This is a genomic window from Curvibacter microcysteis (assembly GCF_028649455.1).
Lineage (GTDB): Bacteria > Pseudomonadota > Gammaproteobacteria > Burkholderiales > Burkholderiaceae_C > Curvibacter > Curvibacter microcysteis.
In genome coordinates, this window is record NZ_JAQSIO010000001.1 from 723221 (window position 1) to 744405 (window position 21185).

The window sequence follows — 21185 nt, forward strand, 5'->3', positions numbered from 1 at the left end:
GCGCCTCCTGACAGGAGACGCAAAAGAACGTGGTGCCCATGGCGGGAATCGGACCCGCGACCTCTCCCTTACCAAGGGAGTGCTCTACCACTGAGCCACATGGGCATCTGAAGACCGTCCAGCGGACTTCAAAAATCTAACTCAACTCGAACCGACTGTGGAGCGGGAGACGGGAATCGAACCCGCGTCATTAGCTTGGAAGGCTAGGGTTCTACCATTGAACTACTCCCGCCAAAGCAATGACAAGACAGTTCAAGGCATCACCTCGCGCAGCATTCCGGTCGCCACACACATCAATTCAATCGCTGGTGGAGGAGGCTGGATTCGAACCAGCGTAGGCGTTAGCCAACAGATTTACAGTCTGCCCCCTTTAGCCACTCGGGCACCCCTCCGGCGAATCTCGAATTATAGCACAAATTTTAAGGCTTGAACTACGTTTATTTCGAGCTGCAAACTTCCGAAAAGAATTTGCAAGACCGCTATTATGACCCGAATTTCGAGACCATCCGGCTTCTCGTGCAGTTTTTTTGCTTGGCGTCGAAAATTTTAAGGCGGCCCCTCAAGCCAGAGGCCATGCCAAGTTCATAGCGCCGAACCCGCCGACGCCTGCTGGTCACGCCAAGCCCGTGCCTGTGAGAAGTGCCCACAACCGATGAAAGGGAGCGGCGGCCGCAAGGCCGACAAGGGCGAGGGATGGTTGGCCGTCAGCACCAAGTGGCGCTCAGCATCGATCATGGGGCGCTTGCTCTGCGCGTGGGCACCCCAAAGCATGAAGACCACCGGCCGCGGCCCTTGCGCCACGTGCTGGATGACTGCGTCCGTCAAACGCTCCCAACCCCGACCGGCGTGGCTGGCCGGCTGACCCTCCTCCACCGTCAGGCAGGTGTTGAGCAACAACACGCCTTGCCGGGCCCAGGACGCCAGGCTGCCTCCGGGCACGGGGAAGGCTGGAAAAGGAGTGCCCAGATCGCGTTGCAATTCTTTGAAAATATTGCGCAGCGAGGGTGGAACGGGCACGCCAGGCGCCACCGAAAAAGCCAAGCCTTCCGCCTGATGCCGTCCATGGTAAGGGTCTTGCCCCAGGATCACGACCCGAACCTGCTCGGGTGGCGTCAGTTGCAAGGCGCGCAGGGGCTGGGGCGGAAACACCACCGCGCCCTGGTCCAGACGCTGCTGCAAAAAGGCCAGCAAGCGCTTCCCTTCCGCCTGGGCAAAAAAGCCGGCCACCAAATCCGCCCAGGCGGGCGCGACAGGCCACTGGCTAGGGTCTGCATGGAGCAACTGATCGGCCGCCGCTGCGGTCGACTCCAAACCCAGATCAGACGTCGGGCGTGACATGATCAACGCCTCGGATCAAGCGAACAAACGGGCCAGGGCCTCACCCGGGTCTGGTGCCCGCATGAAAGCCTCGCCGACCAAAAAGGCGTGGACGTTGGCTTCGCGCATGCGGGCCACATCGGCCGGCGCCAGGATGCCCGATTCGGTGACCAGCAAGCGGTCAGCCGGGACATCGGCCAGCATGCCCAGGGTGGTGTCCAGCGTCACTTCGAAGGTGCGCAGGTTGCGGTTGTTGATGCCTACCAAGGGGGTCTTCAGGCGCAGGGCGCGCTCCAACTCGGCGCGGTCATGCACCTCGACCAGCACCGCCATGTCCAGGCTGCGGGCAATGGCCTCGAAGTCGGCCATTTGGGCGTCATCCAGACAGGCGGCGATCAGCAAAATCGCATCGGCACCCATGGCCCGGGCCTCGTAGACCTGGTAGGCGTCAATCAGGAAATCCTTGCGCAAGACCGGCAAGGCGCATGAGGCGCGGGCTTGCTTGAGAAAGTCCACGCTGCCCTGAAAAAACTGCTTGTCAGTCAGCACGGACAGGCAGGCCGCACCATGCTCGGCGTAGCTCTGGGCGATGTCGGCAGGGATGAAGTCAGCGCGAATCACGCCCTTGGAGGGGCTGGCCTTCTTGACCTCGGCAATCACAGCGGCTTGGCCTGCAGCGATCTTCTGGCGCAAAGCGCCGACGAAGTCGCGCGTGAGCACACGGCTCTCGGCGTCGGCCCGCATGGCCGCAAGCGGCACCTTCTTGAGGCTGGCGGCGAGTTCTTCGTGCTTCACAGCCACGATTTTGTTGAGGATGTCACTCATTTTGGGCGGGCTTCAGGAGCCATTTTCAAATCTTCAGAAACGCCTGGTTCGGGCCTCCAAGCCCCCACCAGGAACAGAACAGGCATACCCAGGGCAATCCAGCCGGCTGGTTCATGCCATGGGCTCATACTCAAGCCTGGGTGGGGCTCAAGGATTGGCTGGCAGCCACCAAAGCCGACAGGCTTTGCTTGGCGGCGCCACTGGCCAAAGCCGCGCGGGCCAGCTTCACCCCATCGGCCATGCTGGGCGCGACGTTGGCAGCATAAAGCGCCACACCGGCGTTGAGCAGCACGATATCGCGAGCGGCGCGCACGGCAGGGTCCTCGCTGTTGTCCAGCACGGCCAACAGCAAGTCGCGCGACTGCTCGGGCGTGTCCACCTTCAGCGCACGGTTGCTGGCCATGGGCAGATCAAAGTCTTCAGGGTGGATTTCGTACTCGCGCACCTGGCCGTTGTGCAACTCGCCCACCAGGGTGGCCGCGCCCAGACTGACCTCGTCCATGCCGTCTCGGCCATAGACGACCACCGCGTGCTCCGCCCCCAGGCGCTGCAAGGCACGCACTTGGATGCCCACCAGATCGGAGTGGAACACCCCCATCAGGATGTTGGGTGCACTCGCCGGGTTGGTCAGCGGGCCCAGGATGTTGAAGATGGTGCGCACGCCCAGCTCTTTGCGCACCGCCGCCACGTTCTTCATGGCCGGGTGGTGGTTGGGCGCGAACATGAAGCCGATGCCAGTTTGCTCGATGCAGCGCGAGATCGCCTCTGGCGGCAGGTTGATGTTGACGCCCAGGGCCTCCAGCACGTCCGCACTGCCCGACTTGCTGGACACACTGCGTCCACCGTGTTTGCTGACCTTGGCGCCCGCGGCAGCGGCCACAAACATCGAGCAGGTGCTGATGTTGAACGTGTGCGAGCCGTCGCCACCGGTGCCGACGATGTCGACCAGGTGGGTCTTGTCAGCCACATGGACCTTGGTCGAGAACTCACGCATCACTTGGGCCGCGGCAGTGATTTCGCCAATGGTTTCCTTCTTGACACGCAGACCGGTGATCAAGGCCGCCGTCATCACGGGCGACAGCTCGCCGCTCATGATCAAGCGCACGATCTTGAGCATCTCGTCGTGGAAGATCTCGCGGTGTTCGATGGTGCGCTGAAGCGCTTCCTGGGGGGTGATGGGCATGCAAATGTCTCCAGAGTTCAAGGGACCGACGCGCTCAAGGCACGGGCCGGTCCGACAAAGCCAATTTCAAACCAAAGCCGATGAACAAAGCGCCAGCCACGCGGTCCAGCACCTGCAGGCGGTGCTGCACCACGTCCATGCGGCGCGCCATCCAGGTGGCCACCGCAGCCCAGCCGATGTTGATGGGAATCGCGTTCACATTGAACAAGGTGCCCAGCAGCACAAAAGCCAAGGCTTTGTTGTCGGTGCCGGGGGCGATGAATTGCGGCACAAAGGCCAGAAAAAACAAGGCCACCTTGGGGTTGAGCACATTGGTCCAAAAGCCGCCCAGGAACACCTTGCTCAGTGGCTCTGCCGCCCCCCCCTGCCCGACCGAGATCACCGGCGTCGAACCAGCCCCCGAGGCAGGTCGCGACAGCAGCATGCGCACACCCATCCACATCAGGTAGGCGGCCCCCACCCACTTGAGCACGGTGAACGCCGTGCCCGATGCCGACAGCAAGGCCCCAACGCCAATGGCGGCGGCCGCGATGTGCACAAAGCAGCCTGCTGTGATTCCCAAACCCGCCACCACGCCGGCGCGCAGTCCGGACCTGAGCGAGTGGGACACGATGTAGAGCACATCGGGCCCCGGCGTCAGGTTGAGCAACCAACCCGCGGCCATGAACAGCCAGAGGGTTTGCCAGTCCATCACGGACGCACCAGGAAGTTCTTCAGCATGGCGTGGCCGTGCTCGGTGAGGATGGACTCGGGGTGGAACTGCACGCCCTCGATGTCCAGCGAGCGGTGGCGCACGCCCATGATCTCGCCGTCCTCGGTCCAGGCGGTGACCTTCAGATCGGCCGGGCAGCTGCTGCGTTCGATGGCCAGCGAGTGGTAGCGGTTGACGGTGAACTGCTCGGGCAGGCCGGCAAACACGCCCTCTTGCGTGGTCGTGATGACGCTGGTCTTGCCGTGCATGAGTTGCTGGGCGCGGATGATCTTGCCCCCCAGGGCGGCGCCAATCGCCTGGTGACCCAGGCACACGCCCAGGATCGGCAGCTTGCCTGCAAAGTGCTGGATCGCCGCCACCGAGATGCCTGCCTCGGCGGGTGAGCACGGACCAGGCGAAATCACCAGGCGGTCGGGCGCGCGCGCCGCAATGCCTTCCAACGTGATCTCATCGTTGCGGAAGACCTCGACTTCCGCACCCAACTCACCAAAATACTGCACGATGTTGAAGGTGAACGAATCGTAGTTGTCCACCATGAGGAGTTTGATTTTTTGCGTCATGGCGTTCACTCCAGGCCTTCTTCAACGAGTTCAGCAGCGCGCAACAACGCGCGCGCCTTGTGTTCGGTTTCTCTCCATTCCATCTCGGGCACCGAGTCCGCCACCACGCCGGCCGCCGCCTGCACATAGAGCATCTGGTCCTTGATGATGCCGGTGCGGATGGCAATGGCCACGTCCATGTCGCCGGCGTAGCTGATGTAGCCACAGGCGCCGCCGTACAGGCCGCGCTTGGTCGGCTCAAGCTGGTCGATCAGTTCCATGGCGTGCACCTTGGGGGCGCCGGTCAGAGTGCCGGCCGGGAAGGTGGCCTTGAGCACATCGATGGCGTCCATGCCGTCGAGCAGGGTCCCTTCGACATTACTCACGATGTGCATCACATGGCTGTAGCGCTCCACGGCGAAGGCCTCGGTCACCTTGACGCTGCCGGTCTTGGCGATGCGGCCGATGTCGTTGCGCGCCAGGTCGATCAGCATCACATGCTCGGCACGCTCCTTGGGGTCGTTGATCAGCTCGACTTCGGTGGCCTTGTCCTTGTCGGGCGTGGCGCCACGCGGGCGGGTGCCGGCCAGCGGGCGGATCGTCACCTTCTGTTCCGCCACACCATCGACCTCGACGCGCTCCTGACGCACCAGGATCTCGGGCGAGGCCCCCACCACATGGAAATCCCCAAAGTGGTAGTAGTACATGTAGGGCGAGGGGTTGAGCGAGCGCAGCGCGCGGTACAAGGACAGCGGGCTTTCGGTGTACCGCTTCTTGATGCGCTGACCCACCTGCACCTGCATGAAGTCACCCGCGGCGATCAGCTCCTTGGCGCGGTCGACCGCCGCCAGGTAGTCGGCCTTGGCAAAGTCGCGCTCGGCCGGATAGCTTTGCGTGGCCTTGACCACCGGCGCGCTGACCGAGTACTTGAGCTGATCTTTCAAGTCACGCAGACGCTTCTTGGCATTGGCAAAGGCTTCAGGCGTGGCGGGATCGGCGTAGACGATGAGGTAGAGCTTGCCCGACAGGTTGTCGATCACGGCCAACTCTTCGCACTGCAGCAGCAGGATGTCAGGGGTGCCCAAGGTGTCGGGCGGGCAGGTTTTCTCGAGCTTGCGCTCGACATAGCGCACCGCGTCGTAGCCAAAGTACCCGGCCAGGCCGCCGCAAAAACGCGGCAAGCCCGGGCGCAGGGCCACTTTGAAGCGCTTTTGGTAGCTGGCAATGAAGTCCAACGGGTTGCCCTGGGCGGTCTCAATGACCACGCCATCGCGCACCACCTCGGTCTTGGCCTGATCGCCAAAACCGCTGGCCCGCACCAGGGTGCGCGCCGGCAGGCCGATGAAGCTGTAGCGACCAAAACGTTCACCGCCCACCACCGACTCCAGCAAGAAGCTGAGCTTGCCGCCGTCGCGTGAATGCGCCAGCTTCAGGTACAGGGACAGGGGGGTTTCCAGGTCGGCAAACGCCTCAGCGATGAGGGGAATGCGGTTGTAGCCCTGCAAGGCAAGGCTTTTGAATTCAAGTTCGGTGATCACGGCAAAGAGCCTCCAGCTCAGGCGGCACCGCAGTTCAAAGGAAAGGTGCCGCGTTCATTCTCGAGATGGACCCAGACAAAGGGCCCCCGGGCGCATGCCGGCGCTGCCCGGACATGCTGTCAGTGGTGCACGTGAACAGGCTTGCGCCAGGGCCAGGCTCCCCGGTCGCTGCAACCTGTGATGAAAGTGCGGTGAATGAACATTGGCGCCCAGTGTAGCAAACCTGGCCACCCCTGCGGCCGCCCTGATGCCAGGCCACCAGATGTGCCCCCTCACGACCCCTGGGCTGCAGGAGGGCCCATCGAAAACCCCCTTGTCAAACAGAAGACGACTAGCGCAGACTAAACAGTAACGCAAGACCCCAGGGCGCCACAAAACAATCTTTTCATCTGCCGCGATGGCTTTATGACCCCTCTTCGTTTTTTTTGTTGTCTGCCCCTGAGCATCCTGCTGTGCTTGCCCCTGAGGGGGCAAGGCGCCCCTGTCACGCTGCAAGGCGTGCATTTCAAGGACCCGCTTGAGCTCAATGGGAGCGCGCTTCAGCTCAATGGCGCAGGTGTTCGCTACAAAGCCGTTTTCAAGGTCTACGCCATGGGCCTTTACTTGGGGCACAAAGCCCAGACGGCAGATGCCGTTCTGGCCACAGCCGGCCCCAAACGCATCAGCATCACGATGCTGCGCGACATCGATGCCAATGAGCTGGGCAAGTTGTTCACGCGTGGCGTTGAAGACAATGCCCCCAAAGGTGAGATGTCCCGGCTGGTGCCCGGACTGATCCGCATGGGTGAGGTGTTTGCCGAGTTGAAGAAACTCCAGGCGGGCGACAACTTCACCATCGACTGGCTGCCCGACACAGGCACGGTGCTGACCGTGCGGGGCCAGGTGCAGGGCGCCCCCTTTCGTGAGGCAGAATTCTTCAACGCCCTGCTGCGCATCTGGCTGGGTCCGGCGCCGGCAGACGGCAAGCTCAAAGACGCCTTGCTGGGCAAGGATGGAAACTGAGGCATGTCAAAGTCACCCGTCTTAGCGCCGTGCAAGATCACCGGCGCCCGTGTTCAGCCCCCTGATGCCGTCGCCCCTTTTGCCTTGTTCCCGACCTTATTGAGCCAACCCCACCCATGAACTTCAACCAGATCAAAATTGGATACCGCCTGGCCACCGCCTTTGCGGTCATCCTGGTGATCACCGTGCTGGTCGCGGTGATCGGCGTGCAACGCATTGGGGTATTGCAGGAGGCTTCTGAGCGCGTGGCCACCGTGGACCTGGAACAGCAAGCCCTGGTCAACGACTGGGCGACCGACATACGGGTGAACTGGGTGCGTACCGAAGCGCAACTGCGCGGTGTCGACGTGGTGTACATCGAACGCCTGAAAAAAGACATCGAGGCCACCTCCGTGGGCACTGCCAAAAAGATCAAGCGCCTGGAAGAGCTGATGCAGGATGACAGCAGCAAGGCCGTGATGGAAGACATTGGCAAGGTGCGCGACGCCTACCGAATCAAGCGCGCTGAGCTGCAGAAGCTCCAATCCATGGGCGAAGACATCAGCGCCATGATCGACAGCCAGTTGCGCCCCATGGCCGATGCCTACCTCAAAGTGCTCGATGGCTTGCACCAACGCATGACCGAGCAACTGGCCCAGAGCATGGACAAAAACAAAGCCTTGAGCACGCTCAGTCGCACCCTTCTGTTGGGCGCAGCCGCCGTGGCCGTGGCCCTGGGCGCTTTTCTGGCCTGGGCGGTCACGCGCTCCATCACCCGCCCCGTGCAAGAAGCGGTGGACGCCGCCACCGCGATCGCCCATGGCGATTTATCGGTTCACATCGCCACTGGCGGACAAGATGAAACCGGCCAACTGCTCCATGCCCTGAGCGAAATGCAGCAACGCCTGGCCGCCCTGGTGGGCGAAGTGCGCCAAAACGCCGACGGCGTGGCCACCGCGAGCGCCGAAATCGCCCAAGGCAACAACGACCTGTCCGCCCGCACCGAGCAGCAGGCTTCTGCACTCGAAGAGACCGCCGCATCGATGGAAGAGCTGGGCTCCACCGTCAAGCAAAACGCGGACAACGCGCGCTCCGCCAACCAGCTGGCGTTGAACGCCTCCAACGTCGCCACCCAGGGCGGCGAAGTGGTGGCCGAGGTGGTCAGCACCATGAAGGGCATCAACGACAGCTCACGCAAGATCGCCGACATCATCGGCGTGATCGATGGCATCGCCTTCCAGACCAACATCCTGGCCCTGAATGCAGCCGTGGAAGCCGCCCGCGCCGGTGAACAAGGCCGGGGTTTCGCGGTGGTGGCCAGCGAGGTGCGCAGCCTGGCTGGGCGCAGCGCCGAAGCAGCGCGGGAGATCAAGACCCTGATCGGTGCCAGCGTGGAGCGGGTCGAACAAGGCACCGCCCTGGTGGACCGGGCGGGGACCACCATGACCGAGGTGGTGAGCGCCATCCGGCGCGTGACCGACATCATGGGCGAGATCAGCGCGGCCAGTTCCGAGCAAAGCGCGGGTGTGTCGCAAGTGGGCGAGGCGGTCACGCAGATGGACCAGGCCACGCAGCAAAACGCGGCCTTGGTGGAGCAGTCGGCGGCCGCCGCCGCCAGCCTGCGCACCCAAGCGGGCCAGTTGGTCGAGGCGGTGTCGGCCTTCACCCTGGGCGCGTCCAGCGCGGGTCGGTCCGTGGAGGTGAGCGCCCGCCGTGCCACCCGCTCCGGCATCCCGCCCAGCCCGCCGTACGAAGGTCCGGAGCGTCGAGCCCCCAGCAGCAGCGACCGCCGCCACGCCTGAAGCACCTCGCCTGCGGCGCGGGCGCCAGCGCCGCAGGCCATGTCGCGGCGCCTTGTCCCAAAATGCCACTTGGAGTCTGTAGGGATAAAAGGTTACATTTCGCTTCAAGAGTCCAGCTCGCTCGCTGGAACGAGGGGAGCGTCGATGCGTTTGACTGACTTGAAACTCGGATTCCGACTGGGCCTGGCCTTTGGTGTGATGCTTTTGCTGGTGGGGCTGGTCACCGCACTGGGCATGAGCCGCATTCAGGTTCTGAAAACGTCCAACACCCAACTGGCGACCGTCGAGCTGACGCGGCAAAAACTGGTTCAAGAGTGGCTCAACGACACGCAAATGAACTGGCTGCGCACCGAGGCCAGCTTCAAAGCCGACAACAAGGCCTACCTGGAGCAACTCCAGCGTGATACGCAAACCGTGGTGGGACTGCAAACGCAGCGCATCGAAGCGGTGAAAAGCCAGCTGGTGGGCGCCGATGAGCAACAGCGCTACGAAAAAGCCCTGAGCCGCCGCAAGGACTACCAAAGCACTCGAAACGACCTGCGCCAACGCCAGCAGGCCGGCGAAGAAGTCGCCGCCTTGGTGGACTCCCGATTGCGCAGTGACTTCCAGGCCTACGAGGCCGAGATCCAGCAACTCAAATCGATGCTGGACGGCAGTCTCCAGAGCGAGTTGAGCCGCACCTTGCAACAAGCCGACACCAGCCTCTATGGCCTGGCCACAGGCGCCCTGGTGTCCGTCATGGCCAGCATGCTGCTGGCGTGGATCATCACCCGCTCGGTGACCCAACCGGTGGGGCAGGCGGTGATGCTGGCCACCGCCATTTCACAGGGCGACCTGTCGAGCCAGCCAATGAGCAGCGGTCGCGACGAAACTGGGCAATTGCTGCAAGTGCTGGGCGGGATGCAGGCACGCTTGGCCAGTTTGGTCAGTGAGGTGCGAAGCAATGCCCAGAGCGTGGCCGAGACCAGCGCCGAGATGGCGCAGGGCAACCATGACCTGTCAGCGCGCACCGAGCAGCAGGCCTCCGCGTTGGAGGAAACCGCCGCTTCCATGGAGGAGTTGGAGTCCACCGTGAAGACCAATGCCGACAGTGCCCGCAACGCCAACCAATTGGCGCAGCAGGCCTCGCAGGTGGCGGCACAAGGGGGGGAGGTGGTGGCCGAGGTGGTGGAGACCATGAAAGGCATCAACGACAGCTCGCGCAAGATCGCGGACATCATCGGCGTCATTGACAGCATTGCCTTCCAAACCAACATCCTGGCCCTGAACGCGGCCGTGGAAGCGGCCCGCGCCGGGGAACAGGGTCGCGGGTTTGCAGTGGTGGCGGCCGAAGTGCGCTCGCTGGCCCAGCGCAGTGCAGAAGCAGCCAAGGAAATCAAAGCACTGATCCACGCCAGCGTGGAGCGGGTCGAGCGGGGCTCCAATTTGGTCGACCGAGCGGGTCACACCATGAGCGAAGTGGTGCAGGCGATCCAACGCGTGACGGTCATCGTGGCTGAGATCAGCACCGCCAGCTCGGAACAAAGCGAAGGCCTGTCCCAAGTCGGAGAGGCTGTGGTGCAGATGGACCACAGCACCCAGCAAAACGCCGCCTTGGTGGAGCAATCGGCCGCCGCCGCCGCCAGCCTGCGCCAACAATCCCAGCAACTGGTGGACGCCGTCGCGGTGTTCAAGCTCGGTGCGAAGGCCTTGCCCACCGTGGAGGTCAAGGCACAGCGGGCCACCCGCTCGCCGCAGCCCCCGGCCACGCCCTATGCCGGTCCGGAGCGCCGCCAAACAGCCAGCGCCAGCGCCAAAACCAGCACACCGCCGCCGCGCCCGGCATCTCCCAGCGCGAGTTCAGAACAGGACTGGACCTCGTTCTAAGGGCAGCCGCCCTGCCCAAGGCTCAGGCCAATTCAGCCAGAGAGTCCAAAAACGCGTCGGCAGCCACCGCCCGGATGGGCTGGCCATGGTTGTAGCCATAGGTCACCAGCCAGACCGGGCAACCCGCGGCATGCGCAGCCTGGGCATCGTTGCTGGAATCCCCCACCATCACGGTGCGCGCCGGGACCGTGCCCAGCGCGGCGCAAGTGCCCAGCAGCGGCTGCGGATCGGGCTTTTTGCGCTCAAAAGAGTCACCACCAAAGACGTGGCTGAAGTAAGTGATCAAGCCCTTGGCCTCCAACAAAGGTCTGGCAAAGGCCAAGGGCTTGTTGGTCAGGCAGGCCAGGGCCAGTCCCCGGTGACGCAAGGCCTCCAGGCCCTGCACGACACCCGGGTAAACGGTGGCGAACTGACCGTTGATGTCCAGGTAATGGGCTTGGTAGCGTGTCCAGGCCGCAGGAAACAAAGCCTCGACCCGCTCGGTCAGGCCGGCCTCTTGCAGGCCTTGGGAACGACTCAAGACCTGGCCCAGCACCGTGCGCAGCAGGTGTTCGGAGCCCTTGCCGACCATGTTGACAATCAGCTCAGGTGCGATGGAGGGCAGGGACAAGTCGGCCAGCATGCGATTCAGGGCCTGGGCAAAATCGCCCAGGGTGTCCACCATGGTGCCGTCGAGGTCCAGGATCACGGCATCCAAAGGCAAGGGGGTCAGGGAGAGGGCGTTGGGCTGCATGGCGTCAAGAATTGAAAGAGGCCCCGATTCTGGCAGCAGCCAGGTCAACCCACACTCGCCGCAAAATAGCGCTTTGCGCTTGGCAGTGCGCCCCACCCTTCTCTTGTCAACAGGCCCGTCCATGGGCCCAGAGCCCCCATGAGTGACATCACGATTTACCACAACCCGAAGTGCGGCACCTCGCGCAACACCCTGGCCCTGATCCGCAACAGCGGCGAAGAGCCCCGTGTGGTGCTGTACCTGGAAACCCCACCGAGCCTGGACGAACTGCGCGCGCTGGTGGCCGCCACCGGCGAGCCCGTGCGGGCCTTGCTGCGCCAGAAAGGCACGCCTTACGACGAGCTGGGCTTGGGCCAAGCCCACTGGAGCGATGAAGACTTGCTTGGCTTCATGGTGGCGCACCCGATCTTGATCAACCGCCCCCTGGTGGTCACGCCCCTGGGGACTCGGCTGTGCCGGCCTTCCGAAGCCGTGCTGGACTTGCTGCCCCAGCCGCAGCAAGGGGCCTTCAACAAAGAAGATGGCGAAGCGGTGATCGACGCCCGGGGCCGGCGCCTGCCGCCTCAGGCCGCTTGAGCGCCACAGCGGCGCCCGTCGTTCAGCGCGCCACGTCAGCCAGCTGGCTGCGCATGGCCTCGATCACGCTCTGGTAGCTGGGCTGGCCAAAAATCGCGCTGCCCGCGACGAAGGTGTCCGCCCCCGCCGCGGCGACGCGGGCGATGTTGTCGGTCTTGATGCCGCCATCCACTTCCAGGCGGATGTCCTTGCCCGACGCGTCGATGCGACGGCGCACGGCCTCGATCTTGCGCAGGGTGGAGTCAATGAAGCTCTGACCACCAAAACCCGGGTTGACGCTCATCAAGAGGATCAGGTCCAGGTCCTCAATCACCCAGTCCAGCACGTCGAGCGGCTGTGCCGGGTTGAACACCAAGCCCGCCTTCACGCCCTTGCTCTTGATGGCCTGGATGCTGCGATGAACATGGCCCGAGGCGTCGGGGTGGAAGCTGATGTAGTCGGCACCAGCCTCGGCAAAGGCAGCAGCCAGCGCGTCCACCGGCTGGATCATCAGGTGCACGTCGATCGGCACGGCCTGGCCCTCGGGGGTCTTGGCATGCGGCTTGAGCGCCTGGCAAATCATCGGTCCGAAGGTCAGGTTCGGCACGTAATGGTTGTCCATGACGTCGAAGTGAATCCAGTCGGCACCGGCGGCGATGACATGGCGCACTTCCTCTCCCAACCGAGCAAAGTCGGCCGACAGAATGGAAGGAGCAATGCGATAGGGGGTGGGGGCGGAGGTCTTCATGCCCGACATTGTCGCAGCAGCCCCACGGCACCGGGAAGGGCTGGACGGGAAGGCCCTGAGCAGCCTGACCCGCGAGAAGGTCGATTTCAGCGCCCCTTGCCCGCGATGCGGCGCTGAATGCCAGAATGCGGGAACTTCAGAGCCGCTTTGACTCTCCACTTTCCTGACGCCCATGTCCAGCAAATACCAGATCAGCATCGTCGTCGAGCCCCAGTACCTGGCCGACCAGTCCCATCCCGAGCAGTCGCTGCACGGCTTCGCCTACACCGTGACCGTCACCAACACCGGCGAGGTGGCCGCGCAACTGATCTCTCGGCACTGGCTGATCAATGACGCGCGCGGCCACTGCGAAGAGGTCAAAGGCCTGGGCGTGGTGGGCCAACAACCGCTGCTGAAACCGGGTGAATCCTTCCAATACACCAGCGGCTGCCGCCTGCGCACCCCCAGTGGCACCATGCGCGGCAGCTACTTTTTTGTGGCCGAAGACGGCGAGCGCTTTGACGCCCCCATCCCCCTGTTCGTGCTCGAAGCACAAGCCGGACCCCACACGCCGGCCCGGGTGCTGCACTGAACTGGGGACCTTACAACCCTTCCCCCCTTTTTTCTGATCGATGAAGCAACACCTGCCCGACCTGCCCCAACTTCTGGACTCGTTGAACCCGCATGCCTCGCTGGTGCAGCGCCACCTGTGGCTGATCAGCATGCTGCAATGGGTGCGCGGGCAGGGTGAGGACACCCAGGCGGCCGTCGCTCGGGTGCGCCTGCTGCTGGACGCGGTGCAGTTGCGTCCCGAATGGCAGGCCCAATGGCAGCTTTGGTGGCGCCGCTTCATGGATGCGGTGGACGCCACTGCGCTGCTGGCCGACCACGGCTTTGCCCCGCACAACGCCTTCATGAGTGAATTGGGCAACCGCCTGCGTAAAAAGCTCCTGCCGCGCACGCCAGAGACAACCGACCTGGCCGAGCTGTTCGAGCTGCTGCTGCCCAGTCCCTTTGACGCCGAGTGGCTGCGCGCACTCGACAGCGACACCCTGCTGCGCGTGCAAACCCTGCTCTTCCCCCCTCCGGCCCCAAGCGCGCCAGACCAAGCCCCCACCAGCCTCGGCCAGCGCTTGCTGCTGGACGCCCTGACCTACAGCGTCGGCCAGGTCAGCGCAACGGGCTTTGCCTCTGAGATCCGCCAGCGCATGTCCGAGCAAGCGCAGCGCGATCGGCCTTTTCACGAACTGCCAGCCCACTTTGAACGCCTGCGCCAAGCCGTGCTGAGCGAGGGACCGCGAAGTCCGGTCGCCCTGGCCGCGGCCGATGTGCTGCGGCAACAACTCGACGCCTGCCGTCGGGCCGCCCAAACGGTCTACACCCACCTGGAAGAGCACGGCATCTCGGTGGGCATCGTGTTCCGCCTGCGCCAGCTGCGCGAACGGGTGCGGCGCATCCGCGAGCTGCTCAGCTGCCTGCAAAGCAGCACCCCCACCGAAGACACCACCCGCTTGTTGGCCCGCCTGGTGCTGGTCAGCCAAGAGGGCCGCAGCGTGCGCGCCCTGATCGCGGCCAGCTCGCAACTCACGGCCGCCAAAGTGGCCGAGCGCAGCGCAGAAAGCGGCGAGCACTACATCACCCGCGATGCGGCCGAGTACCGTGAGATGCTGCGCACCGCCGCCGGCGGAGGCCTGGTGCTGGCCTTCACCACCTGGGCCAAATTCAGCATCTATGCGCTGGGCTTGTCTGCGTTCTGGGGCGGCTTGGCCTCGGGCCTGAGCTACGCACTGTCTTTTGTCATCGTCATGCTGCTGCACTGGACGGTGGCCACCAAACAACCCGCCGTCACGGCACCCGCCATGGCGGCCAAGCTCAAGGACATGAGTGCCCCCGACTCGGTGGACACCTTCGTCGACGAGGTGGCCCACCTGCTGCGCTCCCAGATCGCCGCCATCATTGGCAACCTGGGCCTGGTGATCCCGGCGGTGCTGCTGATCTGTGCCACCCTGCATGCGGCGGGCCTGCGCCCCATGGTGGACGAGGCCCATGCACGGCAAACCCTGCACGACTTGAGCCTGCTCGGCCCCACCGCTTTGTTTGCCGCCTTCACCGGGGTGCTGTTGTTTGCCTCCAGCATCATCGCGGGCTGGGTCGAGAACTGGTTTGTGCTGCAGCGTCTGGATTCAGCCCTGAGCTACAACCCGCGCTTCACCCAATGGCTGGGGGCGGCGCGCGCGCAGCGCTGGGGCCAATGGTTGCGGCGCAACGTATCAGGCCTGGCAGCCAACATCTCGCTGGGCTTGATGCTGGGCCTGGTGCCAGCCTTTGCGGGCTTTTTTGGTCTGGGCCTGGAAGTGAGGCACGTCACCCTGTCCACCGGTCAGGTCAGTGCCGCCGCGGCCACGCTGGGCTGGGCCGCACTGGGCAGCGCTGACTTCTGGTGGGCCGTGGCCGGTCTGCTGGCGATTGGGCCCCTGAACCTGGCGGTCAGTTTTTACCTGGCCTTCCGACTGGCTTTGCGCGCCCAGAGCGTCGGCGGCTTGGAGCGCCAGCGCATCCGCCAAGCCATCTGGACCCGCCTGCGCCAAGCGCCCGCCAGTTTCTTTGTGCCGCGCTGACAGCTCAGTCACCCATTGAATCAGCCCACTGACAAATCGTGCATGCGTTCTGTGCCACGAGGGAGAAGGCGACTTGGCCTGCGGGCACAATAGGCGGCAAGGTACACGCCGCTGACCCGTTGGGGGTGAGCGGCCCCAGAAGCCATGACCGCCCCAGTTTTGAACGCTAAACCACCGCGGCCCGCGCTGCTGTCCGCCTCCTTGGTCGAGGCGCTGATCACCCACGACCTCAGCGCACCTGTGGCGGTGGTGGACCTTGAACTGTGCTTGGTCTACACCAATGCCGCCTACGCCCGTTGGTTTCAACGCACGCCTGGAGAGATGGCTGGCCAAAGCCTGCTCACCTTGTACGGCCCAGACCACATGGCGCCGCTGCAGGCTCACCTCGATCGGGTGCTGCAAGGCGAGGTCGTGCACTACCAGCGTCAAGTGCCCGACGCCCTGGGTGTGCCCAGCTGGCACAACATCAGCCTGAGCCCTTGGCACGATGAAGAGGGCAATGTCATTGGCATCGTCAACGTGGCCCTGCGGGTGCATGAATTGAAGGTGACGGCAGACGCCCTGCGCGTGGCCAACCAACGACTGGCATCCCACATGGAAAACAGCCCCTTGGGGGTGCTGGAAATGGACGCCGATCTGACCCTGCTGCACTGCTCCTCGCGGGCCAGCCAATGGTTTGGCTGGTCACTGGATCAGGTTCGGGGACGCGCCTTGCCCGAGTTGCTCCAGCAAAGCCAGGCCCAGGGCCCGCTGGACGCAGCCCTGAAACGCCTGCGCAGCGGCCAAGAACTGCAAAACCGGGCGGAACTCACCCTGGTTCAACACGATGGCGCGATCTTGCACACGGTGTGGTTCAACTCGGCCATGACCCAGCCGCAAGGCCAAGTCGACTCCATCATGTCCCAGGTGGAAAACGTGACTGAGCGCGTCATGGCCGCCCGGCAACTGTGGCCGCAAGCTCCTCAGTCGCCACCCGACTCGATCGCCAGCCTGCTCGACCGCAGCGATTTCCTGGCCAAAATCTGCGCCACCCTGCAACTGACACCGGCGGAAGCCCGGGTCGCTGTGCTGTTGACGGAGGGCCATCCGCTCAAGCGAATCGCCCAGATGACCGACCTGTCGATTCACACCGTGCGCAGCCAGGTCAAAAGCGCCTTGGCCAAACAAAACCTGCACCGGCAGGTGGATTTGGTCCGCCGGGTGATGTCGGTGCGTTGAAAAGCCCGGCGCAGGCCGGGCCGAAAAAGGGGTGGCACATTGGGGGAATGGTCCGCCGCGGCAGCGGACCTCAGGACTCAAAAAGGACGCGTCTCCCACGCCTCCCATCCCTTTGCTCATCTCAAGAACATGGGAGACGCGCCTTGTTGACCCTGGATCTCTTCTTATTTCCCTGGCGGCAAAGCCGCATACCAACGTCGTCTTGTGTGACAGCTAACACGGTTGCTTGGCGCAGAAGCCCCTTTTGACGGGTAGCCTGATACGCAAGCATGGGCCGAATGTTAAAAAATATTCCCCCTGATGACCATCCCACAAATGAGGGATAAGCCCCCAACCCCGGGTCTGAGCGCCCAAGAGCGATCCGTCACAGGCTGCGCGCCTCGCCCCGTGTGCGGCAGCCCTTATGCTTGGGCCCTCAAGAGGAATCCCCATGGGTGAGTTTGACCTGATCGCACGTTTTTTCACACGCCCGCCCCGTCCCGGGGGCCCCACCCTGCTGGGGGTTGGTGACGATTGCGCCCTGGTTCAGCCCTCTCCCGGGACCGCTCTGGCCATCTCCAGCGACATGCTGGTGGAAGGCCGGCACTTTTTGAGCACCGTCGCGCCCGAGCGCCTGGGCCACAAGGCCCTGGCCGTGAACCTCAGCGACCTGGCCGCCTGCGGTGCCACGCCGGTGGCCTTCACCCTGGCGCTGGCCCTGCCGCGCGCTGACGCACAGTGGCTGGAACCTTTTTCACGCGGTCTGCTGGCCCTGGCCGACGCCCATGGCTGCGAGTTGATTGGCGGCGACACCACCCAAGGCCCGCTGAACCTGTGCATCACGGTGTTTGGTGAGGTGCCATTGCAAGGTGGACGCAGCCAGGCTCTGCTGCGCAGCGGGGCCCAAGTCGGTGACGACCTGTATGTGAGCGGTCAATTGGGCGACGCCCGCCTGGCGCTGGAAGTGTTCCGAGGCCAGCTGAGCGTCCCGGCCGAGGTGTTTGAAGCAGCGCGCGCGCGCATGGAAACCCCCAGCCCCCGCGTCGCCCTGGGCCAGGCCCTGCGCGGGGTGGCCAGCGCCGCCGCCGACGTGAGCGATGGCCTGATCGGAGACCTGGGCCACATCCTGCGCCGCTCCGGGGTTGGGGCCTGCATCGACACAGACGCCGCGCTGGGCCTGATCGCCGCCCGCCACGCACTGGACGCGGACCAGGCCCTGGGCTTCGTGCTGGCCGGTGGGGATGACTATGAGTTGGTCTTCACCGCCCCCGCCAACGCCCGCGAGGCGGTGCAAGCCGCCAGTGCGCACAGCCAGACCCCGGTGACCCGCATTGGCCGCATCGAAGCCGAGCCCGGCCTGCGGCTGCGCGACGCACAAGGCCGACTGCTGCAACGCCAGGACCAGGCTTTCGATCACTTCAAGTGAGCGCTGGCTGGGACGCGCGCGGACTTTCGACCTCCGTGTGCCCCCCAGCGCCCCAATGGCTGGGCGGCAATTCATGCACCAGCACATGGCTCATGCGCTCCAAGGGGCCGCCATAGGCCAGCTGGCGCTGCAACTCCTGGAAAGCCTGTTCAATGAAGTCGGCACGCTGGGCCGGGCTGCTGCTGCCCTGGTTCAAGGTGATGTCGAGCTGCGCCGTCGGGCGCTCAACGGCTTCGCCCCCCACATACCAGCGGGCGGCGGGCAGGTCGTCGATCAACACCACCACCGTCTCGGCCGGCAACTGCAGCACACGGGCGCTGAGCTCGGTCAAGGCCCGCGCCAGGCTGCGGTAGCGCTCGGGGTTTTGCAGTGGGGCGACTTTGAGGTGCAGGCTGGGCATGGGTCTCCTGGGTAGGCGCAAGGCCTTTTTTATCTGCGGCCACTGTAGGCACAAGTCCCACCGCGCGAAACAGCACGCACAGCAAACCCGTTTTGCAGGCGCTGCAAAACCCTTCGACGCCCTGCGTGGGTCCGCCCAGCCCGCCAGACCGCTAACATCGGGCGGGTGAAAGACCTCGACTTTGATGACATGGCTTTGTTCGTGCGCGTGGCCACCCGCGGCACGCTGTCGGCGGTGGCGCGCGAGCGCCAGGTGCCGGTGAGCCAGATCTCCCGCTCGCTCAGCCGCATTGAAAAGCAATGCGGCGTGCGACTGGTCCTGCGCTCCACCCAGGGCCTGTCACTGACCGACGAGGGCCAGACTTTTTTGGGCTACTGCCAGCGCATCACCGGCACGCTGGAAGAACTGGAGGCTGAATTCGCCAGCCAGACCCGCGAGGTCAGTGGCAGCGTGCAGGTGGCGGTCAGCCCTGCCCTGGGCCACTTCATCATCGTGCCCAGCCTGGTCGGCCTGTCGGCGCGCCACCCGCGCCTGCAGATCGAGCTGCACTCGGACGACCGCCTGATCGACATGGCCCAAGAAGGCGTGGACATCACCTTGCGCACGGGTGCACCGCACAGCGAATCCATGGTGGCGCGAGAAATCGGCCACCACGGCCGCGCCCTCTACGCCAGCCCCAGCTACCTGGCGCGTTTTGGCCGGCCCCAGCACCCTGACGAACTGGCCGCGCACCGCCTGATCACCAACAGCGCGGCCATGCACCTGAACCGCTGGCCTTTCATCATCGACGGCCAAGCCACCGAGTTGCCGGTGCAAGGCCACTACCGGGCCAATTCCACCGGCATCATGATGACCATGGTGCTGCACGACCTGGGCATTTGCCGCTGCAACACCTTGATCGCCGCTCCCCTGGTGGCCCAGGGCCGGCTGCAGCCGGTGCTGGAGGACTGGGTCGATGTGCAGCACTTCCCGATCTACGCCATGCTGATGCCGCAGCGCCACCGCTTGCCCAAAATCCAGGCCTGCATCGACTATTGGAGCGAATGGTTCCAGCAGATGCAGCCCCATGCCACCTCGCCCGCCCCATGAACACCAGCCTCCCGCCTGAACCGACCCTGGCCAGCGCCAACCCGCCCCTGCCCCGCCCCCGCGTGCGCCCAAGCGCCCGCTTCATGTGGTCGCACCCGGCCCATGTGATCGCCATGGGCTTTGGTTCCGGGCTCAGCCCGGTGGCACCAGGCACCGCGGGCACGCTGTGGGCCTGGGCGGCGTTTGGCTTGCTGCAGCGCTGGCTCAGCCCGGGCGAGATCGGCGCGCTGCTGCTGGCCTCCACCCTGGTGGGCTGGTGGGCCTGCACCGTCACAGCACGCCACCTCAACACCCTGGACCCGGGCAACATCGTCTGGGACGAGGTGGTCGCCTTCTGGGCCGTGTTGTGGCTGATCACGCCGGCCAGCCTGAGCGGCCAACTGGTGGCTTTCGCGCTGTTTCGCTTCTTTGATGCGGTCAAGCCGGGCCCGGTGGGCTGGGCCGACAATTTGTGGCATGGCTTTGGCCCCAAGGGCGGCTTTGGCATTCTGTTCGACGACCTGGTGGCCGCCTTCTGCACCCTGCTGCTCATCGCCTTGTGGAGGTTTTTCGCATGAGTTCCTGCACCGCTTTGGCTGACTTGCTGCGCCAGCAGCAGTGGAAACTGGTCACTGCCGAGAGCTGCACTGGCGGCCTGATCGCGGCCACCTGCACCGATCTGGCGGGCTCAAGCGACTGGTTTGAGCGCGGCTTTGTCACTTACTCCAACGCCGCCAAAACCGAGTCCCTGGGCGTGCCCGCCGAGCTGATCGAGCGCCACGGCGCCGTCAGCGAGGCGGTGGCCCGCGCCATGGCCGAAGGCGCGCTGCGCCACGCACCAGCCCAACTGAGTGTGGCAGTCACCGGCGTGGCCGGGCCAGGCGGCGGCAGCGCGGCCAAGCCCGTGGGCACGGTCTGGTTTGGCTTTGGCCAACGCCGCGGTGGCCCCGGCGCTCCGATTGCTGTGCACAGCGAAATGCGGCACTTTGAGGGCGACCGCGCTGCCGTGCGCGCCGCCACCGTGGCCCACGCCTTGCAGCGCCTGCTGGACCTGGCTGGCCAGGCCTGAAGCGCCAGACGCCCCGCCCACCTCAGTCCTTCTGGGCCGCTGACCGCCCTGCAGGCGACAGCCCCGTACAACCAGCCGGTGTAGCATCTGGCGCCATTGAGTCAGTCTCTTCTTTCTTTTGGAGCCCGCATGCCCCAGCGCCCCAGCGACACCCTTCAACGCTTCTACACCGCTTTCAGCCAACTGGACCACGCCACCATGGCCGAGTGCTATGCCGCCGACGCCCAGTTCGATGACGAAGCCTTTTCTCTGCGCGGTCGCGACGAGGTGGCCGGCATGTGGCGCATGCTCTGTTCGGCCACCCGCAAAAGCGGGGCCGCGAACTGGAAGCTGGAGTTCCGCGATCTGCAGGCCGAAGGCTCACAAGGCCGCGCCCATTGGGAAGCGCATTACACCTTCAGCGCCACCGGCCGGCGCGTGCACAACATCATCGACGCTGAATTCACCTTCAACGAGGCGGGGCTGATCCTGCGCCACCGCGACCGTTTCAGCTTCTGGCGCTGGTCTCGCCAGGCCCTGGGCCTGCCCGGCCTGCTGTTGGGCTGGTCGCCCTCGCTCAAGCGCAAGGTGCGCAGCACCGCTGCCGGCAACCTGCGCAAATTCCTGGCCCTTCCCCCCGCCTGAGCCCC

At 64.7% G+C, this 21185-nt stretch carries 21 protein-coding genes and 3 tRNA genes; 12 read left to right on the plus strand and 12 right to left on the minus strand.

All coding sequences use genetic code 11. From position 1 onward, the window contains the following. Positions 1-30: 30 nt before the first annotated feature. The 9 genes from PSQ39_RS03130 to trpE form a co-directional block, all read right to left on the minus strand. Positions 31-105: transfer RNA gene (locus PSQ39_RS03130), tRNA-Thr, on the minus strand. Between the two features lie 53 nt (positions 106-158). After that, positions 159-232, minus strand: a tRNA-Gly gene (locus PSQ39_RS03135). Positions 233-306: 74 nt separating this feature from the next. Further along, positions 307-392, minus strand: a tRNA-Tyr gene (locus PSQ39_RS03140). 190 nt (positions 393-582) lie between these two features. After that, the gene (locus PSQ39_RS03145) at positions 583-1338 is read right to left on the minus strand and encodes a uracil-DNA glycosylase (RefSeq protein ID WP_273925133.1); all 756 of its coding nucleotides are present in this window, start codon (positions 1336-1338) and stop codon (positions 583-585) included. A 15-nt stretch (positions 1339-1353) separates the two neighbouring features. Then, complete coding sequence (gene trpC, locus PSQ39_RS03150; protein ID WP_273925134.1) at positions 1354-2142, minus strand: indole-3-glycerol phosphate synthase TrpC; 789 nt, start codon at positions 2140-2142, stop codon at positions 1354-1356. A 130-nt stretch (positions 2143-2272) separates the two neighbouring features. After that, positions 2273-3325 (minus strand): anthranilate phosphoribosyltransferase, encoded by a 1053-nt coding sequence (gene trpD / locus PSQ39_RS03155; RefSeq protein WP_273925135.1) that lies wholly within the window; start codon positions 3323-3325, stop codon positions 2273-2275. A 34-nt stretch (positions 3326-3359) separates the two neighbouring features. Beyond that, a complete protein-coding gene (locus PSQ39_RS03160; RefSeq protein ID WP_273925136.1) occupies positions 3360-4016 on the minus strand; it encodes a LysE family translocator in 657 nt (218 codons plus the stop codon). Next, positions 4016-4597, minus strand: coding sequence for an anthranilate synthase component II (locus PSQ39_RS03165; protein ID WP_273925137.1), 582 nt, complete (start codon positions 4595-4597; stop codon positions 4016-4018). The genes PSQ39_RS03160 and PSQ39_RS03165 overlap by 1 nt, the downstream gene beginning before the upstream one ends. Before the next feature lie 5 nt (positions 4598-4602). Continuing rightward, on the minus strand, positions 4603-6114 hold the full coding sequence (gene trpE / locus PSQ39_RS03170) for an anthranilate synthase component I (RefSeq protein ID WP_273925138.1): 1512 nt from the start codon (positions 6112-6114) through the stop codon (positions 4603-4605). Between the two features lie 405 nt (positions 6115-6519). On the opposite strand from trpE, the gene PSQ39_RS03175 reads away from it, so the two are divergent. The 3 genes from PSQ39_RS03175 to PSQ39_RS03185 all read left to right on the plus strand — a co-directional run bounded on the left by PSQ39_RS03175 (position 6520) and on the right by PSQ39_RS03185 (position 10763). After that, a complete protein-coding gene (locus PSQ39_RS03175) occupies positions 6520-7116 on the plus strand; it encodes a chalcone isomerase family protein (protein WP_273925139.1) in 597 nt (198 codons plus the stop codon). A 116-nt stretch (positions 7117-7232) separates the two neighbouring features. Continuing rightward, positions 7233-8897, plus strand: coding sequence for a methyl-accepting chemotaxis protein (locus tag PSQ39_RS03180; RefSeq protein WP_273925140.1), 1665 nt, complete (start codon positions 7233-7235; stop codon positions 8895-8897). A gap of 159 nt (positions 8898-9056) precedes the next feature. Next, complete coding sequence (locus tag PSQ39_RS03185) at positions 9057-10763, plus strand: methyl-accepting chemotaxis protein (RefSeq protein WP_273925141.1); 1707 nt, start codon at positions 9057-9059, stop codon at positions 10761-10763. Positions 10764-10785: 22 nt separating this feature from the next. Here the strand turns inward: PSQ39_RS03185 and gph are convergent, their stop codons facing one another. Beyond that, complete coding sequence (gph, locus tag PSQ39_RS03190; protein WP_273925142.1) at positions 10786-11496, minus strand: phosphoglycolate phosphatase; 711 nt, start codon at positions 11494-11496, stop codon at positions 10786-10788. A gap of 138 nt (positions 11497-11634) precedes the next feature. Here gph and arsC point away from each other — a divergent pair, with 138 nt between their 5' ends. Then, positions 11635-12072: an arsenate reductase (glutaredoxin) gene (gene arsC / locus PSQ39_RS03195; RefSeq protein ID WP_273925143.1), complete on the plus strand. Its 438-nt coding sequence runs from the start codon at positions 11635-11637 to the stop codon at positions 12070-12072. Positions 12073-12094: 22 nt separating this feature from the next. Here the strand turns inward: arsC and rpe are convergent, their stop codons facing one another. Further along, on the minus strand, positions 12095-12799 hold the full coding sequence (rpe, locus tag PSQ39_RS03200) for a ribulose-phosphate 3-epimerase (RefSeq protein ID WP_273925144.1): 705 nt from the start codon (positions 12797-12799) through the stop codon (positions 12095-12097). A gap of 172 nt (positions 12800-12971) precedes the next feature. Here rpe and apaG point away from each other — a divergent pair, with 172 nt between their 5' ends. The 4 genes from apaG (at position 12972) to thiL (ending at position 18019) form a co-directional block, all read left to right on the plus strand. Further along, positions 12972-13370, plus strand: a complete 399-nt coding sequence (gene apaG, locus PSQ39_RS03205) for a Co2+/Mg2+ efflux protein ApaG (RefSeq protein ID WP_273925145.1) — start codon at positions 12972-12974, stop codon at positions 13368-13370. Between the two features lie 40 nt (positions 13371-13410). After that, positions 13411-15396, plus strand: a complete 1986-nt coding sequence (locus PSQ39_RS03210) for a site-specific recombinase (RefSeq protein ID WP_273925146.1) — start codon at positions 13411-13413, stop codon at positions 15394-15396. Between the two features lie 144 nt (positions 15397-15540). After that, positions 15541-16614, plus strand: a complete 1074-nt coding sequence (locus PSQ39_RS03215) for a PAS domain-containing protein (protein WP_273925147.1) — start codon at positions 15541-15543, stop codon at positions 16612-16614. A gap of 430 nt (positions 16615-17044) precedes the next feature. Next, positions 17045-18019, plus strand: coding sequence for a thiamine-phosphate kinase (gene thiL / locus PSQ39_RS03220; RefSeq protein WP_273925148.1), 975 nt, complete (start codon positions 17045-17047; stop codon positions 18017-18019). Here thiL and PSQ39_RS03225 read toward each other — a convergent pair. After that, positions 18012-18419, minus strand: a complete 408-nt coding sequence (locus PSQ39_RS03225; RefSeq protein ID WP_273925149.1) for a tautomerase family protein — start codon at positions 18417-18419, stop codon at positions 18012-18014. The two genes, thiL and PSQ39_RS03225, sit on opposite strands and share 8 nt — an antisense overlap. Positions 18420-18584: 165 nt before the next feature. Here PSQ39_RS03225 and PSQ39_RS03230 point away from each other — a divergent pair, with 165 nt between their 5' ends. The 4 genes from PSQ39_RS03230 to PSQ39_RS03245 all read left to right on the plus strand — a co-directional run bounded on the left by PSQ39_RS03230 (position 18585) and on the right by PSQ39_RS03245 (position 21180). After that, on the plus strand, positions 18585-19508 hold the full coding sequence (locus PSQ39_RS03230; RefSeq protein ID WP_273925151.1) for a LysR family transcriptional regulator: 924 nt from the start codon (positions 18585-18587) through the stop codon (positions 19506-19508). After that, positions 19505-20065 (plus strand): phosphatidylglycerophosphatase A family protein, encoded by a 561-nt coding sequence (locus PSQ39_RS03235; RefSeq protein WP_273925152.1) that lies wholly within the window; start codon positions 19505-19507, stop codon positions 20063-20065. The genes PSQ39_RS03230 and PSQ39_RS03235 overlap by 4 nt, the downstream gene beginning before the upstream one ends. Next, on the plus strand, positions 20062-20556 hold the full coding sequence (locus tag PSQ39_RS03240) for a CinA family protein (protein WP_273925153.1): 495 nt from the start codon (positions 20062-20064) through the stop codon (positions 20554-20556). Before PSQ39_RS03235 ends, PSQ39_RS03240 begins: the two co-directional genes overlap by 4 nt. Before the next feature lie 129 nt (positions 20557-20685). Continuing rightward, the gene (locus PSQ39_RS03245) at positions 20686-21180 is read left to right on the plus strand and encodes a nuclear transport factor 2 family protein (RefSeq protein WP_273925154.1); all 495 of its coding nucleotides are present in this window, start codon (positions 20686-20688) and stop codon (positions 21178-21180) included. Positions 21181-21185: the final 5 nt, after the last annotated feature.